Source organism: Caldisphaera lagunensis DSM 15908 (genome assembly GCF_000317795.1).
Lineage (GTDB): Archaea > Thermoproteota > Thermoprotei_A > Sulfolobales > Acidilobaceae > Caldisphaera > Caldisphaera lagunensis.
This window is the reverse complement of sequence record NC_019791.1, coordinates 220,754-236,979: the sequence shown is the minus strand read 5'-3', so window position 1 is coordinate 236,979 and position 16,226 is coordinate 220,754. Positions and strand designations below refer to the sequence as shown.

At 29.6% G+C, this 16,226-nt stretch carries 13 protein-coding genes; 5 read left to right on the top strand and 8 right to left on the bottom strand.

The features are described 5' to 3' along the window. The first annotated feature begins 50 nt into the window (after positions 1-50). The gene (locus CALAG_RS01035) at positions 51-1,541 is read left to right on the top strand and encodes a carboxypeptidase M32 (protein WP_048816650.1); all 1,491 of its coding nucleotides are present in this window, start codon (positions 51-53) and stop codon (positions 1,539-1,541) included. Positions 1,542-1,735: 194 nt separating this feature from the next. Further along, entirely contained in the window at positions 1,736-2,089 is a 354-nt protein-coding gene (locus CALAG_RS01030) for a hypothetical protein (RefSeq protein WP_015231893.1), read from the top strand. Between the two features lie 51 nt (positions 2,090-2,140). Here CALAG_RS01030 and CALAG_RS01025 read toward each other — a convergent pair whose 3' ends face one another. The 4 genes from CALAG_RS01025 to CALAG_RS01010 all read right to left on the bottom strand — a co-directional run bounded on the left by CALAG_RS01025 (position 2,141) and on the right by CALAG_RS01010 (position 5,933). Further along, on the bottom strand, positions 2,141-3,034 hold the full coding sequence (locus CALAG_RS01025; RefSeq protein WP_015231892.1) for a dihydrodipicolinate synthase family protein: 894 nt from the start codon (positions 3,032-3,034) through the stop codon (positions 2,141-2,143). Positions 3,035-3,073: 39 nt separating this feature from the next. Further along, entirely contained in the window at positions 3,074-4,249 is a 1,176-nt protein-coding gene (locus tag CALAG_RS01020) for an MFS transporter (protein ID WP_015231891.1), read from the bottom strand. A gap of 109 nt (positions 4,250-4,358) precedes the next feature. Continuing rightward, complete coding sequence (locus CALAG_RS01015; RefSeq protein WP_015231890.1) at positions 4,359-5,081, bottom strand: 5,10-methylenetetrahydrofolate reductase; 723 nt, start codon at positions 5,079-5,081, stop codon at positions 4,359-4,361. A gap of 9 nt (positions 5,082-5,090) precedes the next feature. Further along, entirely contained in the window at positions 5,091-5,933 is an 843-nt protein-coding gene (locus tag CALAG_RS01010; protein ID WP_015231889.1) for a geranylgeranylglycerol-phosphate geranylgeranyltransferase, read from the bottom strand. 61 nt (positions 5,934-5,994) lie between these two features. Here CALAG_RS01010 and CALAG_RS01005 point away from each other — a divergent pair, with 61 nt between their 5' ends. Further along, a complete protein-coding gene (locus CALAG_RS01005) occupies positions 5,995-6,771 on the top strand; it encodes a DNA polymerase sliding clamp (RefSeq protein WP_015231888.1) in 777 nt (258 codons plus the stop codon). On the opposite strand, the gene CALAG_RS01000 is transcribed toward CALAG_RS01005, so the two are convergent. The 4 genes from CALAG_RS01000 to CALAG_RS00985 are packed head-to-tail and all read right to left on the bottom strand — an operon-like array spanning position 6,765 to position 12,102. Then, positions 6,765-8,213, bottom strand: coding sequence for an aldehyde dehydrogenase family protein (locus CALAG_RS01000; protein WP_015231887.1), 1,449 nt, complete (start codon positions 8,211-8,213; stop codon positions 6,765-6,767). The genes CALAG_RS01005 and CALAG_RS01000 overlap by 7 nt on opposite strands. 5 nt (positions 8,214-8,218) lie before the next feature. Next, a complete protein-coding gene (locus tag CALAG_RS00995) occupies positions 8,219-8,752 on the bottom strand; it encodes a cob(I)yrinic acid a,c-diamide adenosyltransferase (RefSeq protein WP_157463138.1) in 534 nt (177 codons plus the stop codon). Between the two features lie 30 nt (positions 8,753-8,782). Continuing rightward, a complete protein-coding gene (locus tag CALAG_RS00990; RefSeq protein ID WP_015231885.1) occupies positions 8,783-10,903 on the bottom strand; it encodes an ATP-binding protein in 2,121 nt (706 codons plus the stop codon). Beyond that, positions 10,882-12,102 (bottom strand): DNA double-strand break repair nuclease NurA, encoded by a 1,221-nt coding sequence (locus CALAG_RS00985; protein ID WP_083859903.1) that lies wholly within the window; start codon positions 12,100-12,102, stop codon positions 10,882-10,884. Before CALAG_RS00985 ends, CALAG_RS00990 begins: the two co-directional genes overlap by 22 nt. Positions 12,103-12,315: 213 nt before the next feature. Between CALAG_RS00985 and CALAG_RS00980 the strand changes: the two genes are divergently transcribed. Both CALAG_RS00980 and CALAG_RS00975 read left to right on the top strand, forming a co-directional pair. Beyond that, entirely contained in the window at positions 12,316-15,168 is a 2,853-nt protein-coding gene (locus tag CALAG_RS00980; RefSeq protein ID WP_048816648.1) for an ABC transporter substrate-binding protein, read from the top strand. Then, positions 15,169-16,221, top strand: coding sequence for an aminopeptidase (locus tag CALAG_RS00975; protein WP_015231882.1), 1,053 nt, complete (start codon positions 15,169-15,171; stop codon positions 16,219-16,221). Positions 16,222-16,226 lie beyond the last annotated feature (5 nt).

Below are 16,226 nucleotides of genomic sequence, written 5' to 3'. Positions count from 1 at the left end.
AAGTAAAAAATATTAATGAGTGGCATTATCTAAAAATATGCGTGGTTAATATGTTTGAAAATGCAGTTATTAGAGAAATTTTGGAAAAATATAAAAGATTATGGGCAATCGGCCATTCAATGGCTTTGATGGGTTGGGACAACGAGACTTACATGCCTCCTAAAGGAAGCGAAGAAAGGGGATACGCAATAGCTGAGATGAGCACATTATATCAAGAAATGTTGCTAAATGAAAGCTTTGTTCAGCTAGTTGAAAAAGGAAAGAATCAGGAAAACTTAAATGATTATGAAAAAGGAGTTGTTAGAGTATTAGATAGGGAAATTTCGATATTAAAGAAAATACCTCCTTCTTTAGTTTATGAAATGTCAAAAACATCAGAAGAAGCATTTCATGCATGGAAATTGGCAAGGGAAAAAAATGATTTCAGCATATTTTCACCATACCTAGAAAAGATAATAAAATTAAATATAGAAAAAGCAGAAAGATTAGGTTATGAAAATGAGCCTTACGACGCATTATTAGATCTTTTTGAGGAAGGTCTAAGAACTAAAGATATAATAGGAATTTTTGATAATTTGAGGTCAAATCTGAGGAGTTTGTTAGATAAAGTTATTTCTCAAAAATATTACTATTTTAATTCACCATTGGAAGGAATTAAATATGAAAGAGAAAAAATGGAGAAAGTAAATAATGAAGTATTGAACTTGCTTAATTTCCCATGGGATAGAGCTAGATTAGATGTTAGTCCACATCCTTTTACTCAGGGTATGGGTATCAATGATGTTAGGATAACAACAAGATATGAAGGATATGATTTTAAGAGATCATTATTTAGTGTAATTCATGAATTCGGTCATGCGACTTATGAGTTGCAAATAGATGAAAATTTGAAAATGACACCAATAGGTGGTGGAGTAAGCTTAGGTATCCATGAAAGTCAAAGTAGATTCTGGGAAAATATAATAGGAAGGAGTTATCAATTTACTCAAGTTATTAAGCCAATATTGGATAAACACTTAGATTTTACAAAGGGATATTCTGAAGAAGATTTGTATAGGTATTTTGCTATGGTAAAGCCAAGCTTAATAAGAACAGAAGCAGATGAATTAACTTATAATTTCCATATATTATTGAGATTTGAGTTAGAAAGACTTATGCTAAAAGGAGAAGTTAAAGTTAATGACCTACCTGAAATTTGGAACCAATATATGGAAGATCTTCTAGGTATTAGACCTAAGTCGTACAGTGAAGGTATATTGCAAGATGTGCATTGGAGCCATGGTGATTTAGGTTATTTCCCAACCTATACTCTTGGAAACATAGTTGCAGCCCAAGTTAGGAATAGCTTATTGAAATCTATTTCCTTGTATGATTTAATATTAGAGAAGAAATTTAACGATATTAAGGCAAGTCTTAGAGAATTGATCCATAAATATGGGTCAACTTATAGGCCTAAAGATCTACTATTAATGAAATTAGGTGAAAGCTACAATCAAGAATATCTTATAAATTATCTAAGAGAAAAATATTTAAAAATATAATAAAAAGTTTAATAATAAATTTAACAACCCTTTTTCTTTGTTTTTGTTGTCTTCTTTTCTTCCTTTTCAGACATTTACTTCACCAAAAATAATTTAAAAAAGGTAGTTTATAAGGAATCATACATAGTAATAAAATAGAAAAATTTTTTAACTTATAATTAAGTATAAAGGGGTGTGGTTTAGGTGGAAAATAATTGTATATATCAAGAAGAAATAATGAAAGAAATGATAGAGAAGAAAGAAAAAATAAAGGATTTGAGAAAAAAGATAGAAGAGACGCAAACGGATATATATCAAATGGAATACATAAAGAATATAATAATAGAATATATGATGACTCATGCAAAGAACTATTACAAATGTTAGTTGAAGTTTCTTCTGAAGAAGCATCATTAACCTTTAAATTATATAAATTAAGAGAAGAAGCAAAGTATTTAGCATTAGAACTCTCGGGTTTATTGTCTCAGTATAAATTATTAGGTGGAGATTATAAAGAGTTTAGAACTATATTTAATTCCATGTTTGAGAAATATGTAGAAGTTAATTAAAAAATTATTAAGTTAAGAGGATAAATACTTATAATCTTATTTATTATTTCCCTATGATTTTAATTCATCAATTATAGACTTAATTTTTTCTTTGTTTTCTTTGCTTTCTTCTCTTAGTGGCATCCTTACAAAACTTTTAATTGGGCTACCTATTAACTCCAAAGCTGCCTTTGTAGCACTTGAATTAGAAAATCCGATATCATAAATTTTTGAGATTAATAATATTTTTTTGTTCAATTCAAATGCGTTACTGAAATTTTTGTTAATAAATTCTTTATATAAATCCACATGTAATTTAGGGAAAGCATTGGCTAGTCCAGAAACAGTTCCATCTCCTCCGATAACTAAAACAGGTAAAAACATTTGAGCCATACCAGTTAAAACATAAAAATCTTTCTTTAAACTTTTTAATCTATCAATTGTTTTCCTTATATAATCAAAACTATCGTAAGTTATCTTAACTCCAATTACATTACTAAATTCTTTAACTAATCTTTCATAGACGCTTATTGGAATAACTGTCCCCGTTGTATATGGATTATTATATATAATTATGTTTGAATCTAGAGATTCTGCAATTTTAGAAAAATGAAAGTAAAGATCATTTTCTGATAACTTGAAGAAGAATGGTGGCATTATAATTAATCCATCAGCACCATAATCAATAAACTTTTTGCCCAGTGATATTGAGAAATTTGTCACATTTGTTGTTATACCTGGCAATATTGGTACTTTTTTATCAGAAAATTCAATAGTTTTCTTCACCAAATTTATTTGCTCTTCTTCGTTTAAGTGAACAAATTCTCCTGTTGTAGAGTTTGGAAATAGGGCATTTACTCCATTATTAATTGTATAATCGATTAACCATTTTAATCCATTATAATCAATTTCCCCTTTAGAATTAAAAGGGGTTATCATAGGAACAACTACTCCCTTTAATTCCATTTTTCCACCAATTATACTCTTAAAAATCAGGTTAATAAATTAGCTTAGAACTTTGTCTAATTTTTCAATTGGTATCTTTCTTGTATCGATTCCATATAGATACCATATCAAAGAACCCAAGAGACCTAAAATCCAAAACAAAATATCATATAATTGAAATAGAATTATTGTAAAATTAACTGTTAAAATTGTAGAAATAATATAAATAAACCATCCTGATCCTCTAATAAGAGAAATGCTACTAGCTCTTATTTTAGTTGAAAATAGTTCTCCTTCTAATATTAATCTTGAACCCCATGTTAATTGAGTAAATATCCCATTAGTTATTAAGAGGGGGAGAAATATGGAATAATTAACATGAAGATGCATTGCTAGCAGTAAAAATGAAGAAGTAATAATGCCCCCAGCAAATCCAAAGAAAACAAAAGAGTTCCTTTTTATGTTATCAATAATTAAATATCCAATTATTCCACCAATAATATTTCCTAAATTAAAGAACAAAACAATGTATGATGTTAAATTAGGATAATAATATGGTCCTATTACCCAGGATATTAAACCATAGGTCAAAATTGTTGATATTGATATAAATAATAATGATGATATTTTTGTAAGATTTTGATCCTTTATCTTTTTACTTTCACTTTTAATCCATAGGGTTGATTCAGGAAGGTCCTTCCTCAATATATAAGATATTAATAAAGAAATAAACAAAAAAGAGCTTGTTGTAATTTTCATTATTAAATAATATTTAAAAATTATAAATATAAATGATGATATTAATGCCCCAATATTAACAAAGTTCGTAATGAGCATCATTACTTTTCCTCTATCATTACTACTTAGATTTTCAACGCTATATGATATTATTGCAGGTTCATCCCCTCCTGCTATAGAAAAAAGGAGTAGATTAACACCTAATAGGGTTGTATATTGATTGGGAATAAGAAACAACACAATTCCTATAGAAAATAAGATAGGAGTAAAAACTAATATGGGTTTTCTTCCGTAATTATCTGCTAGTCTTCCAAATAATATGTTTCCTAGCAACAATGATAAGGGTGGTGTTATTAGCAAATAGATATCTAAATACTTTGGAAAAGAATTGATTTGAGTTAATAATGCTCCTAGTGTTATGGAAAAACCATAGAGTAATATAGATATTGACATGCTAATAATTGTATATTCTCTTATTTTCTTTTGATTTTCCTTCATCTGGATACCCTATTCAGTTTTAATAAAATCTATAATTTTAAATTTTTAGAAAACGAGCTGACATTTTTTATGCATGGAGTTGTTAATAGTATAAAATTAGAAATATAAATTAGAAATATTTTTGGAATAGCCTTAATGAATTTACTAAACCTTTATGATCCATTGGAGATGAGAAAAGAATTCCATCAACATAATCATTAACTACTTGAATTGATTCTTTTAAATTATCAATATGAATTAATTCTTCTTTTGGTAAATAATTTAAAAGAAATTCTTTGTTTTTATCTGTAAGCATAACAAAATAAATATATAGTTTAGATTTTTGCTCTCTAACCATTTTTGATACCTGTTTTATTTTTTCACTAAACCAAGGCCTAGTAATTAGGTAAAATGAAGCTCTCTTCTTTATCCTTAGTTCTATTTCATCAATGGTTTTGTTTAGATTTAATAATAAGCCAAAATATCCATCTATGTTCATTGATCTAATAAAACCTATCGCATCATCAGGTATGATTTCATCAACTTTATTTCCAATTTTTGGCATATCACCTCTAACCAATAGGAAATGATTTATTTTATTCATTTTAAGAGCTGTAATAGAATTAATCAAGCTAAGTCTATTAATATCATAAAGCCTTATATTTGTTATTATATTAGCTTCTGGAAACTTTTCCTTAATCATACATGATAATATAGAAGATGATGGTGATGGAATTCCTAATGGAGAATCCGGTATGTCTATAAAATCTGAATAATCAATTAACTCCTTTGCATATTTTAGCAACTTCTCCTTATTATTATATGGTGTTAATTCTGCAAGTATTTCTTTCATCTTATTCACCTAAGGCTTTGTGCTTATTAAAAACCCTAATAGCCCCAAAAACATAGCTAAAAGGGAAATATTTTTGTTTTTAGTAGAGATTTGTTTAGTGGGTTTTATAATTGTTATTATTGAAACAGAGAGAAATACCATGTCAACTATAGCTATAGGAATTGAATAAATTAATGGATAAACCTTGCCTAATATAACAGGTATAGGACTTAATAAAATAGCAATAGCATAAAATATAAAAGCAATTATTGCTGCCTTTTTTTCACCCATAATTACTGCAATAGTTTTTATTCCTGCTTTTCTATCACCTTCAACATCAGCAATACCTTTTGTTACTTCTCTTGCAATTCCAGATAAAAATATCATAAGCCAATAAACCATAATGTTAAAATTGAGTTTGCTTATCATAGCCGCCCCATATAATATGGGAACGCCCATAGAATATGCTACCATAATATTCCCTAAAAACCCAGATTTTTTGCCGAACTTATTATAGAAATATGCAATAAAATACGAAATGATAGCTATTATAAATGTTATAATACCTGTTAAAGCTGAAAACAATAATCCTATTATAGAGAATAGATAAAACATTGTGTAAGCATTTCTTATTTTTATCTTTCCAGAAGGCAATGGCCTATTAGGGTTATTAATTTTATCAATTTCTATATCCATAATATCATTAAAAACCATTGAAGATGCTGATATAAAGAATCCTGTTAAAAATCCAAATAACAATGAATATAAGTTAGGCAATTGTCTTCCAGATGCAATGAATGAACCTACAATAACTGAAAATCCTATCATAACATCGTTTAATGGCCTAATTATTTTTATGTAATCTTTTATCATTTTGATCAGCTCATTACTTTTATTAATCCCTCCTAATATTATATTAAAATAGGGATTAAAAATGGAATCTAGCATAGAATCACAAATAGGAAAAGCAAAAGCAAAATTCAAATATCCTGATTCTAGAGTCCTCCGCCAAATGACTTCCACACTAGCTGAGATAGTTGAAGAGGCAAATTTTGAAATAAGTAAAAATGGAGTTAAAGTTGTTGCAACAGATCCAGGAAAAATAACATATTTAGAAATTAACATGCCCTATGAAACATTTTTGGATTACGAAGTTGATCAAGAGACAAACATGGGGGTAAATATTCAATCATTAGACAATATAGTATCAAGGGGTAAAAAAGGTGAAAATGTAGATTTTCTCGTTTCAGATCAATATATATTGATTAAAATTGAAGGAGATGTAATTAAAAAATATTTGATTCCAAATATAGAAGTAGTTATAGATGTTCCAAAGGATATAAAGCTTGATTTTGATTCTAGGGTTGTTATCATAGGAGATACCTTTAAGAAAATATTAACTGATGCAAGCGCTTTTGGAGACGTTGTAGAGTTAGAAGTTGATGAGAATAGTTTTAAAATAAGAGCAAAAGGAGAAGGACCTAAGGCTGAAGTAAATTTATCAAAAGGTTCAAGTTCATTGATTGATTTGGAATCAAAAAAGAAATCTGTAAGCTCGTATGATGTAAATTTCTTAAAGAGTGTTTTAAATCTAGCAAAAATTGCCGAAACAGTAGAGATAAGATTCTCAAGCGATAAGCCTATAGAATTAATTTTTAATGCTCCAGATAAAAGTAAAATAAGGTATCTTTTAGCGCCAACATCTCAATAAATAATTAAAGACTTATCAAATCCAAGTCTACCAGGAAATGGGCTCTTTGGTATTTCATTAATTGGGTCACCACTAGTATAGCATATAGAATTTAATATATTCTCAATATTATTAGAACCTTTAATAATAATACCCTTCTTTGTTTTTCCTATCTTATTAATTATGTTATCTGAGCCAAATACTATAACAGCGCTAGCTCCAGACATCATCTTTGCTATTGATATAGCTTCACTACAGCTTGAAACGCTTGTTGATGCTAAAACTGGTGCCTCAATATCAGTCCATAATATTTCAGAGTTCTTAGTTACATTATCTATAAGGGTTGGTTCAATATATCTTCCGTTTGTTAACCCTCCGGTTAACAATGTACCTCCTTTATAGATAGCATCATTGATTAATTTTGTAGATCTATCAGCAACTTCTTTATTTTTTAATGGCCCTACTTCTTTTCCTTCTAATGGATTTCCTACCAAGGATTGAGAAAATCTATCAGCAATAGATTCTACTATTTCATTCTTTATAGATTCTAATGAAATTAACCAACTAATTGATCCGCATGCCTGACCAGAGTGCTTTAAAGAAAGCTTGGCAATTGAATTTGAAATTAAGTCTACATTTTCTGGTAAATTGCATAAAATTACTGAAACTCTTCCGGTGCAATTGCTAATAAACTTACCTGAAAGTATCTTAAACAGATTTTTATAATTTATTTTCTTACCATAAAAATAGTATGTAAAATCTTCATTATCAAAAAGATCCATATTTGTTAACCCTCGTATAGGTATGAAAGAAATATCATTTATTAATGAAGAATCAGAAAATAAAGAAACTGCAGATAAAGAAGAAATCATAGAGTACGATGATGGCCTTACTATTACAGGTAAACCTGATATTATTGATCTGATAATAGAGGATATCGTAGTGAAGAATGGAGATGTAAAAGAGGGAAATACAATACTAATTCCATTTTCTATTTTTACTTGATTTATTATATTATTAGAATCAGAAACAAAAGAAATTGGACCATCTCTGCTATTCATATCTGAACTTGAAATTAATGCCCATGAGTTTTCCATAATTTTTTCTGCAGATAGAACTTCTTCTCTAGATTGTTCTAAGCTTTTCCCAGTTTCCAATGAGATAATTCTTGATATGTTTTCTTCATATTTTTCAATTTTGCTTGATATTTCTATGATTTCTTCTATTCTATTATAAATACTAAGGGATTTAATATTTTCTGAATTAAGAGAATTATTAACTGCATTTTTAATTTCATTTCTATTAGGTAAAACAAAATAATATGGTTCATCTAAGATATTTTCCTTCCATATCTTTAAACCGATTTCTACGCTTTTTCCATTCATTATAAAAGGGATGCCAGAATTATCGCTCGATAAAAAGTCTGAATTAATTATTTTCATCTCTTTAGTTATTAATCCCATATAATTCACCTAAAAGAAACAGGCTCTTCTGGATATCCCATTTCCTTGCTAATATATACTGCCATGGCAAATAATACGCTACTTAGCCTATTAATTGTTTTAAAAACAATATCATCAAACTTATATACTCTGCTGGCTTTAATCAAATCCCTTTCTGCTCTCCTAACTATGGTCCTTGCAACGTGTAAGGCAGCGGATGGTTGGGGACCTGCAGGCAAAATAAAGTTCTTTAGAGGTGCCTTGCCATAGTATTTATCTGCTAATTCTTCTAGCTTTTTCACGTCTTCTTCTTTTAAAGAATTAATTCCAGAAACATGGAATCCTATTCTAAACGTTAAATATTGCAAATCCTTTAGATCATTTCCTACATCGCTCATATATGATGGTATAAAAGACCTTGCCAAACCTATAAAGCTATTTGCTTCATCTAGTGTTCCAATTAATTCTATTATAGGATGATCTTTAGGAACCCTTGTCTTCAATAGATTGCAATATGTATTACCATCATCACCAGTCCTAGTAAATACGTGACTCAACATATACCCCCATTATATATTTAATTTTGGGATTTAATAATATGATATGTTTGCAGAAATATCATAGTGCGCAGTTAAAGGTGTTGTAGTTTGTGCAAATAGGTAACCCATTCTAAAAGCATAACTTTCCACAAGCATCGTTCTGTCTTGAAGTCTAGACAAATATTCATTTACTTCCTTTGGTATTGATATTCTTTCAATTTGACTTTTATCAGTCCTCAAAATTATTTTTGTGTTTGTTAATTGTAAAATAATATCATTGAGATCAGCTGGAGAATGAGTGCTAAATATTAGACCAACCCCTCTAGCCCTACCTAATCTAGCAATTTTTGATATCATCGCAGAAACCTGTCTTATTGCATCTACATCTTCTTTTACCTTGCTTTCGTTTTGGAAAAATTGATGAGCTTCATCTATTACTACCATAATGTTTGGGGTCTCATTTCTTTGTGTCCATGACTTCTGTTTCCATGAAATTAACTTATCAAGAGTTCTATATGTAACTAACCTTAAAGGATCTAATCCGATCAAATCGAGGTTCCATTTCAAATCTAATACTATTGGTATATTTTCTTCATTTGCTATATTTACTATTGTTTCCCAATTGGGTTCATTTAATGGTATTAATTTATTGTTTTGTGGAATAATAATATCAACTATTTGAGATTCAATCAATGAAGATATTCTTCTATATAAAGCCTTAATAGTTTCTTCATGCGGTCTTGCCCTTTGTAGAGATTCAATGTATTCTTCAACCGCATCAAATAAAGTTAAATTATAATTACCTATTTTCATATTATGTAAATCTAGATTAAAATCTCTACTTATCGAAACTATATATGGATTTATATATTCAAGGGCCTGCTCTAATATATCATCAAGTTTCAATCCATAATTATTTTTGTTTAATTTATAAATAGATTTATCCATAAATACTGATAATGCTCCATAAATAGCCTGTATCGGAGGATATACCTTATGTTTTCTTTTAAAGTTTTCTCTCATTTTCTTAAGCAAATCTTTTGCTAATAAAGTTATACCAGGTAAAAGGGGAGATAAATTATCAGTGCTGGTTTCTAATGTGTTTATTACATATGGAACAAATATTAATTTAAATGGATAATCGGTTTTTAAAATGATAGTATTATCTCTAACAATTAAATTGAAATCAACCTTATTGTTTTGAATAAATGGAGAAAATGTTTCATTAAAATATTTCTTAGCTATATCAATTAATACTTCATTAATTCCCTCTCTTTCCTTTTCAAATTTTTGTTGGATTAAATCAAAAGAAATTGGAACAACTGATATTATACCATCTAATTCCTTAACGTTTTTATAACAACTGTTTAAAATTTCTTCTGGTATTGGTTTTATATTATTTGAAATAGGTAATTGCACAAAGTCTTGATTTGAATCTATTATTATTGAAATTGGGTGCTTTTCTAATTGATTATACATGCTTGCTATCATGTTTTTTAGCAATGTAGTTTTTCCACTCCCTGTTGTGCCTAAAATTAATATGTGATGATAAACTGTGTGCAATGGTAACTTAACTGGTATTTGACCATTCTTAACTAATCCAGAAGGTGTGCTTAATGCCCCAATTGTTATGCCTTCCTGTGGTAAGTCTAAAAGCCTAGCTAAGACTTCTGGATCAGGATCTATTACTGGAGATTGAGGTTCAATACTTTTTGTTGCAGGTCTTGGGTTTTTATCATTTTTATTAATTTCTAATACAAGTTCTCCCTTAACAATCGTGTTTGTTATTAGTCCTCTAGGCTCTATGCTATTAACTATTTGACTTATAGGGGGTTCTAGACCAATAGCTGCTAATTCATCTTTCCTAATTATACTTTTAATTCTTATTAAAACAAGTCTCATATCTTTTGGATCTATAGCAACAAGATAGTCCCCAACTTTATGAAAAGGGGCATCGTTTTCAGAATAATACGTTGAAGGGTCTATAATAAAATCTACTTCAGAGTTTTCTTCTACTCTTACTTCCCCATATCTAGAAATCCTTCCTATTAATTTACCATTTTTCTCTGCTTCCTCATAAGCTTTGGAAAGAAGTTTTTCAATTTTTTTAACTTGATCTTCTGCGTTATTTAAGATTTCTTCATTAAGTCCTACGTTTTCCTTTTTATCCATGTTGCTTCAGCCTCTCTGAGTGTGTCATAAGATATTGGTGCTCCCCTTCCTACGATAGTATTTATAAAGAGATCTTTTAAAATTTGGGTTATCATTTTCCCTCTTTTATCACTATATGCAATAGTTATTGATTCATTGCTTTGTTTAAAAATTGAATCATTTATTAATATTTGAACTGGTTCTAAAGAATAATTGTTGTTTAATATATCTAAAGTTTTTTCAGTATATTCAAGTCTAAAAATTCTTCCTTTATTTATGCTTTGATACCTACTGGGAGGGATTAATACATATTCAACGATTTTATCTAATCCATTTGATCTAACCTTAATTTTCGGTGTAGTTAATATTTTCCCATAATAATTATTATAACAATTAGAATAAAGCATTTTTTGTATTATTAATGAATCATTTAGAGTCTCATAATTTCCAATACATTGACTTAAAATATTTGAAAAGTCTTGAACGTTTGTTAAAATTTTGCTTCTTTCTATTCTCTTTACTACTCCAATTACCGGTATCCCTTGATTTTCTAGTATTTCTATTTCATTTGATCTATTTTTCATTAGATTTGATTTTATATAATCATTTTTATTATCCAATAAATAAATTGGGCCATCTAGCAATAAAACAAATTTCTTCCCTTTTCTTTTAAAGTAATTTCCTAAGGCAAATGATGGTTCCTTAATTCCCCATGATTCTAAACTAAGCCTAGAATAATCCATAATTTTAGATAAGTCATCTTCATTATCTAATGATCTAAATTGCTTTATGTATTCATTAGAATAGTCAGATACATTTAAATCATCAGATGCAACGTATATGAAAGGTTCAGGATTTATTGGTATATATGCTAAGTCTCTATATAAATATGGCCAATCGCTTAATTCAACAGGACCTTGGCCTGATATAGAGACTGCAGAAATAATTATGTCAGCAATTGGAGTTATTATGGCTCTACTGCTTGAATCCAATCCAATTACAAATAAATTTTTATCATTAACAATTTTTTTACTGTTAAAAAAACGAGAAGAATATTCATATAATTCTGCTTTGGTTTCGTTTTCATTTACATCCTCTTCAATAATATCTTTTAAAGTAAGAAGGAATCTTTTTTTGCTATAAGAAGTTTTGTAGGAACTTATTATATCATTTCCAAGGCTATTTATGATCTTTGTTGGCATATCTAAATTCAATTTCATCGCCTATCACTTTATAATATTATGCGTATTACCATATATATATTTAATAAATTGAAAATTAGAAAAATTATGATCATATAGATGAAGTTAAATTTAAAATGAAATATTCAAGCATCTTGGAAGGAAGAAAATTATAAGAGACAAAAAATAATAGTAAGTCTAATTTATTTAATGTACCTTAACAAAAAATTTTTATAACCGCACTAAAAACAAATGAAAAAGGAAAAAGGTGGGTGTGTATTGATTGGGAATTTTAGGTCTATTTCAAAAGGTGTTGTTGCTGCTATAGTAATTATTATAATAATTGTTGCTTTAGTAGGAGTTTATTATGCAATCAAAAAACCTTCTGTAGTAACTACAACAAGTTCTACTATTTCCACTACTACAACTACAACAAGTTCTACTATTTCCACTACTACAACTACAACAAGTTCTACTACTACTAGCTCCCCTATTTCTGTGACAGTATTAAGTCCTGTAGCTCCATCAAGCTATACAACAGTAGCAGGAACACCAATTAATTTTGTATTATCATCATTTACTCCATCAAGCAATAGATATGCATTATTCTATGCAGGTAATGGAACTGTTATTAATACAACAAGCCAATATGAAAGTGTTAATTATACATATCCTGGACATTATTTGGTTTATTATGAAGTATATCAAAATGGTATGTTGATAGGCTCTTCTTCAACAAATCTGATAGAAATAACCGTTGCACCTAATATACCTTCTTCATTGTCTGGATTAGTTTCTGTTCCAGTTATAACATTTAATACAACAGATAATCCAACAGCACCAATATTTACAGTAGGAGAGAAGATATATTTGATAGGAGGTTTCTTACAACCACCATATGGTCAAAATATGACAATATATGAATATATATGGAACTTTGGTAATGGAACCTCAATAACTATACCAGCTATAAACTCAACAGAGTATGCTTTGCAAGTAATAAAAATAGGATCCGGGAATCTGACTTATATAGAACCAAAAGTTAATCCGATTAAGATATCATACAATAAACAAGGATTGTATGCGATCTCATTAACTATTGTTACTAAAAACATTTATACTAATGGTACTTATAATTATACAACAATCCAAACCATAGCTGTACAATCTTCACAATATCCTTACTCTATATTTAAACCATTAATTCAAGTTCCAAATCCCGGTACAATAATTGTTGCAGAAAACCAGCCAGGTGGACCATTTAGTTTTGATCCACAAATTGACTATGAAAGTGTTGGAGCCGAAATCATGTATAATATATTTTCTACTTTAGTAACATATAATGGAAATAATATGACTTCCTTCTTACCAATGGCAGCTGAATATTTACCAACAGTTGGTAATTGGTCACAAAGAAATCTTTATGGGGGTATTGCACCAAATTACTCTGTTTATACCTTTAAAATAAGGCCAAATCTTAAATTTAGTAATGGGGATAATTTAACTGCGTATGATGTATGGTATAGTGAAGTAAGAGATTTGTTGTGTGCAGGAGGGACCCCATTTACTCCAGGCTGGATTTTAGCTCAATTCCTAATTCCAAATTATACTCCAGGCTTGTCTATTGTGACGTCTCCCAACGATACTGAAGGATTTAATGAAATAATGAATGCAATAACTTATGATAATCAGACAAATACTGTTACATTTCATTTAGTAAAATCGGCACCTCCTACAATATTTTACGTTGCGTTAGGTGATATTGAGGGACAAGGAATTTTAGATGCAAAATGGCTTGAGCAAGTAGGTGCTGGCATAAACTTTACACCTCAAGGATTTTACAACTATGAGAGTGAATGTAATTTAGGTAATTATAATACACAAGTTCAATGGGATCCAATATCTTCAGGTCCATATATGATAAAATCATATGCTCCCGGAGAAAGTATTGTATTAGTTCCAAATCCGTATTATCCAGGATTACCAAATATACCAAAACCAAATAACACTGTTATAATATATTGGGTAAAGGATCCAAATACTGCTTATGAGATGTTCGCATCAGGTCAGGCAGATATTGTATCTAATATGCCTCCACAATATATTCCATCGTTTTTAAGCCTGGAAAGCAAAGGGCAGGCAGTTATATATCAATTCCCGACATTAACAAATTGGGTTTTTGCCTTTAATCCTAATGTAAATGTACAAATGCTAAAACAAATTAATCCATTATATAATATGCCATCTTATTATTTTGCAAATCCATTAGTTAGAGAGGCATATGCTTATGCTTTTAACTATACTGAATTTATCAATGATATTTTAGGAAATTCAATATATCATGTAACTTTTGGTATTCCTTATTGCGGTGGTATTCTGCCTGGTTATCTTTATTATGTTCCACCATCTGAGTTATCTGGTTGTCCAACGTTTAACTTAACATATGCCAAAGAATTGCTAATAAAATCTGGAATGTATAACGTAAGCGTTAACTTCCCTGTATTTATTCAGGCAGGAGATACTCAGATATATACCGCTGTTTTAATGTGGTCCCAGGCATTGCACAACATAGATCCTAATATTAATATAATACCGACTTATATTCCATGGAGTTTAATGAATGCATATATGTCTCCTGGATATAACCCAATGCCAATTTACTTTGTAGCATGGATTCCAGATTATGCTAGACCTGATGATGTATTTTATGGTTTGTATCAATCAAGTGGTTGGGCTACATACGCTGATAGCTTTAACCCATCCTATTTTGAAAACGTAAGCTCTTATCTAAATTCAACTGGCGAAATAAACTTGGGAGCTCTTATATATAATGAAAGTATAGCTGATCAAAAATTAAATATCTTAATACAAGAAGCCGATCAAGCCGAATTTAATGGATATCCAAATGCATCATTGCTATTTAAGGAGGCTGAACAACAAGCTGTTAACTTATATATGTATGTATATTTATATATACAGGGAGGATTTTGGATAGTGAAGCCATATATACATCCATATCAGAACAATATTGCGTTACAAGAAAATCCGCTTGATTGGGGGGGAGGGGCTGGAGATTCATTCTATCCATGGTGGGTGAAAAGCTAAGTGACTGCAGAACTATCAAAACTAAGTATTGAAGTATCTTTTTCAGCATATAAGCTTGTTAAGGATATATTAAAAGTTGAACCTGGAGAAGAAGTAATAATAACAGCTGATACAAGATCTGATATGAATGTTGTTAATGAAACAGCTAAAGCAGTTAAATTATTGTCAGGTAAACCTTTAATAGTTGTTTTTGAAAGTCCACCAGAAGTAGGCCATGCTGCTGAAAAATATATACCTGTAAGTAGTCTATCATCATTAATGGAATCTCCTGATGTATGGATTGAATTCAATAAATCTTGGCTGCTATATTCAAAGGTATATGAAAAAGCGATATCTAATGGAAAAACCAGATATATGTGTCTTGTTGGAATGGACTCAGATATGATGGTTAGAACTATAGGAAGAGTTGATATAAAAAAGATTTTTGAATTACAAAACAAGTTAGCAGAGATTACTAAAAAATCGTCCAAAATGAGAATAACAAATCCCAATGGTATGGAAGTAACTTTTTCTAACGATCCAGAAAGGCCTGTTTTAGTAGAAGGAGAAGTTAATGGCCCAGGAGAGTATATGTTACTAGGTCAAGTTGATTGGGCTCCAATAGAAGATAGTATTGAGGGTACAATAGTTTTTGATGGATCGGTGTGGCCTCCCGAAAGTTTAGGTTTATTAAAATCGCCAATCAAATTACATCTAGAAAAGGGATATATAAAGGAAATTGAAGGAGGATATGAAGCTAAAATATATGAAAGATGGCTGAAATCTTTAAATGACAGGAATATGTTTAGAGTTGCTCATATTTCTTATGGGGTTAATCCTGGTGCAAAGCTTACAGGAAACATATTGGAAGATGAAAGAATATTTGGAGCAGTTGAATGGGGTTTAGGCAATCAATCACAAACATTTAAAGGAAAACTAGGATCGGCGATATCTCATTCGGATGGAATTTCCCTATATCCAACAGTATGGGTTGATACAACTAAATTAATAGAAAATGGAAACTTTGTACATGAAGATTTAAAAACCATTATAAACTCACTTATTGTTGGGTGAATAAC